The 4602-nt window shown below is 53.0% G+C and carries 3 protein-coding genes; 1 reads left to right on the plus strand and 2 read right to left on the minus strand.

The features are described from left to right. Positions 1-188: 188 nt before the first annotated feature. Positions 189-1118 carry an NAD-dependent epimerase/dehydratase family protein gene (locus O2S87_RS18120; RefSeq protein ID WP_475410140.1) on the minus strand — a complete coding sequence of 310 codons (930 nt, stop codon included), beginning with the start codon at positions 1116-1118 and terminating at the stop codon, positions 189-191. A 148-nt stretch (positions 1119-1266) separates the two neighbouring features. Then, the gene (locus O2S87_RS18125) at positions 1267-1659 is read right to left on the minus strand and encodes a universal stress protein (RefSeq protein WP_475410141.1); all 393 of its coding nucleotides are present in this window, start codon (positions 1657-1659) and stop codon (positions 1267-1269) included. 396 nt (positions 1660-2055) lie between these two features. Between O2S87_RS18125 and O2S87_RS18130 the strand changes: the two genes are divergently transcribed. Then, positions 2056-3447: a PAS domain-containing sensor histidine kinase gene (locus O2S87_RS18130; RefSeq protein WP_475410142.1), complete on the plus strand. Its 1392-nt coding sequence runs from the start codon at positions 2056-2058 to the stop codon at positions 3445-3447. Positions 3448-4602: the final 1155 nt, after the last annotated feature.

A 4602-nucleotide genomic window follows, 5' to 3' on the forward strand; every position in this document is an offset into this window, starting at 1 on the left:
GCACCTTTCTCCCAAAAAACTGAGAGATAGCAGTGCTGCTGACCAGCACTGCGACAGTTTGAGCATAACTTCTCAGCTTTCATTCACGAACGACTGACTCAGAATCACACTTCACTTGGAAGTACGGGGATCGTGGGCGGACCGTCGAAAGTTCGGTCGCCCGATAAACGGTGTGGCTACTGTCGAGGCTACGACTCCAGGGGCCCTTCGAGATACGGTTCACAGACGCGTTCGATCCCCTCCTCGAAGCCGATGGTCGGTTCCCAGCCGGTCGCCTCCTGGAACGTCGCGCCGTCGGCACAGGTGTCGTGAACGTAGTCCTCGAAGGGACAGGGAACGTACTCGGGGTCGACGGCCGTCCCGAGGGTCTCGTTGAGTGCCGCGATCATCTCGTTGAAGCTGTGGCGCTCGCCGGTGCCGACGTTGTAGACCCCGGAGAGTGCGTGGTCGGCAGCGAGTTCGCAGGCCCGAACCACGTCCTGGACGTGGACGAAATCCCGCGTCTGTGTTCCATCGCCGAACACTCGCGGAGCCTCCCCGTGGGCGATCGCGTCGGCGAACTGGGCGATCGTGTTCGCGTACTCGCCTTTGTGTTTCTCGTTGCCGCCGAACCCCTGGTAGACCGAAAAGAAGCGGAGCCCGGCCATCGCCATCCCGTGATGGTTCGCGTAGTACTCGGCGTATCGTTCCCGCGCGAGCTTCGAGGCCTCGTAGGCCGTCCGCGCCTCGACCGACAGATCCTCCGGCGAGGGGGTGATTCGGCTGCCGTAGACCGACGACGTCGAAGCGTAGACGACGGTCTCACAGCCGTGCTCGCGGACCCGCTCGACCGTGTTGACGAACCCCTCGACGTTGATGCGGCAGCCACGCTGAGGGTTAGCCTCGTGCATCCCACGCGAGGAGCGTGCCGCGAAGTGGAAGGTGACGTTGACGTCGGCGGGATAGTCGTCGTCGAGAACCGACGTCTCGACGTACTCCACGCCGTTCGAGAGGTTCCCCGGCGTGCCGAGCGAGGCGTCGTCGGCGACGATCACCTCGTTGTCGGCCGCGAGGCGGTTTGCGAGGGTCGAGCCGATAAAGCCCGCGCCGCCGGTCACGAGAACGCGCTGGCCGTGCATACCGGAACACCCGTCTTCCTATACATTACGCTTCCCTCTTGTGATTACAATACTTAGAGCGTGAATACAGCAGAAGTGCGCTCAGAAGCCGAACAACTGGATCGTTACTCTTCAGTAGACTCGCGCTCATCGCTATCTTCTCGTACAATTACGACGGGACATGGTGCCCGGCGTCTACCGACTCGGCGACGCTCCCAAGCAATACCCTAGGCATTCCCGACCGACCTGTACTCCCTATAACGATGTGATCGACATCGTTCTCTTCGGCGTATCTTACGATCGTTTTCGCGGCGTGGCCTTCCTTCATCCGCGTCTCGATTCCTCGATCGTGTTTGCCCGCGATTTCGTCGGCCCGCGTGAGTATTTCTCTCCCCTTCTCGACGGCGAGTTCGTACGCCGATTTGGTTGTGTCTTGTGGGAACTCAGTAACTTGAACGACGTGAAACGCGTGTATCTCCGCTTCTGAGAAGATATCGAACGCTTCCCTGAGGGCTGCTTCAGATTCCGGTGATCCATCCAACGGAACTAAGATCCGTTTCATGACTTCCATATATACGTGGCCGTCAGACTTAATAGTACTCTGCAGTCGCTCTTCTGACCAGTGGTGAAATCAAGACTATTAGAGTCTTTAGCCAGAGCCAGACCAGATGCTGAACTCGCGCGTTGTATCTTGCACTCGACGTGCTGATAGAATCCAGATAGGTTAGTTGATCACGCTCGGTGATCTACCCATGCTAACCGTTAAGTCAAACTTTGTATTTTGTAAGAAGAGTCCAAAGTTCGGGGAACTTATTTCTGAGAGAAGGAAAATAGAACCGAGACACGAGAGCAATCATAAGTTATCACTTGAACAGATTGCTATACTTAGAGGTTGAATCTATCAGACCCGTCTTCCTTGCTCAAGAGATGTTATCTATTGATCGGTCGTAGACCTAATATGGAAAGCGAGTTGTATCGAAAGCTTGTCGAAGAAATCTCAGACATTACGACGATTATTGATTCAAATGGTGCGATTACGTACGTCAGCCCTTCGGTCACTTTGACGCTTGGATACGATCCCGAGGAGTTGGTCGGAGAAATGGGCTATGAGTATCAACATCCCGACGACTGTGACGCCGTGACCGAAGCTATCGAGAACGTCCAAACGAACCCTGATGAGGTCGAAATAATCGAGACGCGGTTCCGGCAAACCGATGGATCATGGTGTTGGATTGAGGCAACACTGCAAAACCAACTCACTGATCCAGATATAAACGGCATCCTCGTCAATAGCCGTGACATCTCTCAGCGAAAACAACAGGAGCTACAGTTTCAGGTGCTTGCCGAAGAGTACAGAACACTTCTTCAGACCGTTGGAGATAGCATCTTTTTCCTTTCCGTTAATTCGGAGAATGCGCAGTACGTCTTCCAGTTCGAACGCCTGAATCGTACGTATGAGGAACAGACAGGGATTACGACCGACGAAGTCCGGGGAAAAACCCCGGTGGAGGTGTTCGGTGAAGACATTGGAACCGACCTCAACGCAAACTACCGCCGGTGTGTCAACGCTCGTGAACCGATTTCGTATGAGGAAGAGCTTGCTGTCGAATCAGGCGCACGGTTTTGGCAGACAGTTCTCACACCAGTTTTTACGAACGGAGAGGTGACCGGGGTTATCGGTATCACACGAAACATTACCGAACAAATTAAACGTGAACGTCAACTCCGGAGCCAGAAGGAACAACTCGACGACTTCGCAAGCGTAGTGTCCCACGACCTTCGAAACCCACTTAATATAGCACGTGGGCGGGCAGAACTGCTCGCCACTGACTGCGACAGTGAACATCTCGCCCCCATCATCAGGTCACTTGACCGCATGGAAGAAATCGTCGCCGATACGCTCACACTCGCCAGACAGGGACTGGTCGTTTCGGACCCGGAACCGATAGAATTAGTCAATATAATTGGCGAATGCTGGAAAAACGTCAGAACGGACGAGGCAGCCATCGAGATCAATGACGATATCACAATTGCTGGTGACCGGGTCCGACTAAAACACGTCTTCGAGAACCTCTTTCGGAACGCACTCGAACACGGCGGATCAACCGTGACCATCCGGGTCGGGCAAATCAATAACCACGGGTTTTACGTCGAAGATACTGGCCCAGGGATTCTTGAAGACGCCCGTGAGGCAGTGTTCGAGCCCGGCCATACCTCAGCAAGCGGTGGAACCGGATTTGGGCTGACAATCGTCAACCGGATCAGTGAGGCCCACGGTTGGCAGGTTGCAGTTGTTGAAGGGACTGACGGCGGAGCCCGATTCGAGTTTACTGATGTCGACCTTGCGTAGTGCCCGATCCGCATTCCATCTCGCACAGGACGTTCTAATTGAATCCAGAGAGGTTAGTTAGTCACGCCTCGTGATCGAGACATGCCAACCGGCAAGTCAAACTTTGTACTTCGTAAGAACCAACAGCTCGTTTATCGATTAGCATACCTGACGGATTGATCGGTAGGTGCGGTCAACGTACAAAAAATCATAATATGAGAAATGCTTTAGCCTGACATTCTTAATTTAAAATGCCGAGAGAGTCGGGGGCACCTTTGTGGGGGCAAAGTCTCTCTCGGCAATTCGATTACCGTTCTAAACACTAGAAGTGTACTCCAAAAAACATTTATTGTGGCACTGACTGACACAGAAAGGATAATTCAAGATTAACGTCGGAGGGGGAAACCGAGGGGGTGGGGGAAAGAAACCACTTCTTTGGGGGCTAGAGTGGTAACGGTAATGGGGTACAATCAATGTCACCCGGGCACAGGTATAGTATTGATTCACCCCATGACCGAGTCTAAACGTCCAGCAGACATTACTATTCCTTCTAATATGTTTGAATAGCTACCTGCTATCATCACCCGCGTGCAAGACACGCGTTCGCAGTATAGCACAACATTCCTGTGCCGATGTCACATCCAGTATTCACAAACTGTAACTGGTCGACTCGTCACTGGCCGCTTTTCGTGTCGTGGTATCAGTAGATAAAGAACGGATCTTTTCGTAGTCCTGCGAGAACCACTACCTTTTCGTTGAGTATTTTTTGAGATGTGAGTCGGGTCAAACGCTCGATACGTAGTAGAGCGTCCTGTTAATTCGTACACGGCTGGATGCGGCCTAAGGACAGAAAGTGATATATTTTGACCTAGTTGCGGTCAATACGAATTTTCAACGATTAGCGATCAGACGGAGTAGATTTACTAAGCCAGCAGGCATAGTAGATACAGATGGGCCGGGTCGTCTATTATCATCATCCTCAGGCCGAGAATTTTTCTCTGAAGTACAGTTCGTCCTCTCTATCGGAACTAATCTCTCGGCAGGAAAATTCAGTTGATCACATCGGGAGCCTCCCTATCTCCTCCAATAGGTGCTGAATCTGTGTCTGCGGTGGCTGGCTAGCCTCCAGCAAGACGGTGGCTGGGAGTTCTACCGGCATCCAGTCGCTGTCGGCGG

Source organism: Halohasta sp. A2 (assembly GCF_056175805.1).

Coding starts and splice junctions, on each gene's coding strand:
- O2S87_RS18125 (WP_475410141.1), bottom strand. CDS start 1,659: ATGAAACGGATCTTAGTTCCGTTGGATGGATCACCGGAATCTGAAGCA.
- O2S87_RS18120 (WP_475410140.1), bottom strand. CDS start 1,118: ATGCACGGCCAGCGCGTTCTCGTGACCGGCGGCGCGGGCTTTATCGGC.
- O2S87_RS18130 (WP_475410142.1), top strand. CDS start 2,056: ATGGAAAGCGAGTTGTATCGAAAGCTTGTCGAAGAAATCTCAGACATT.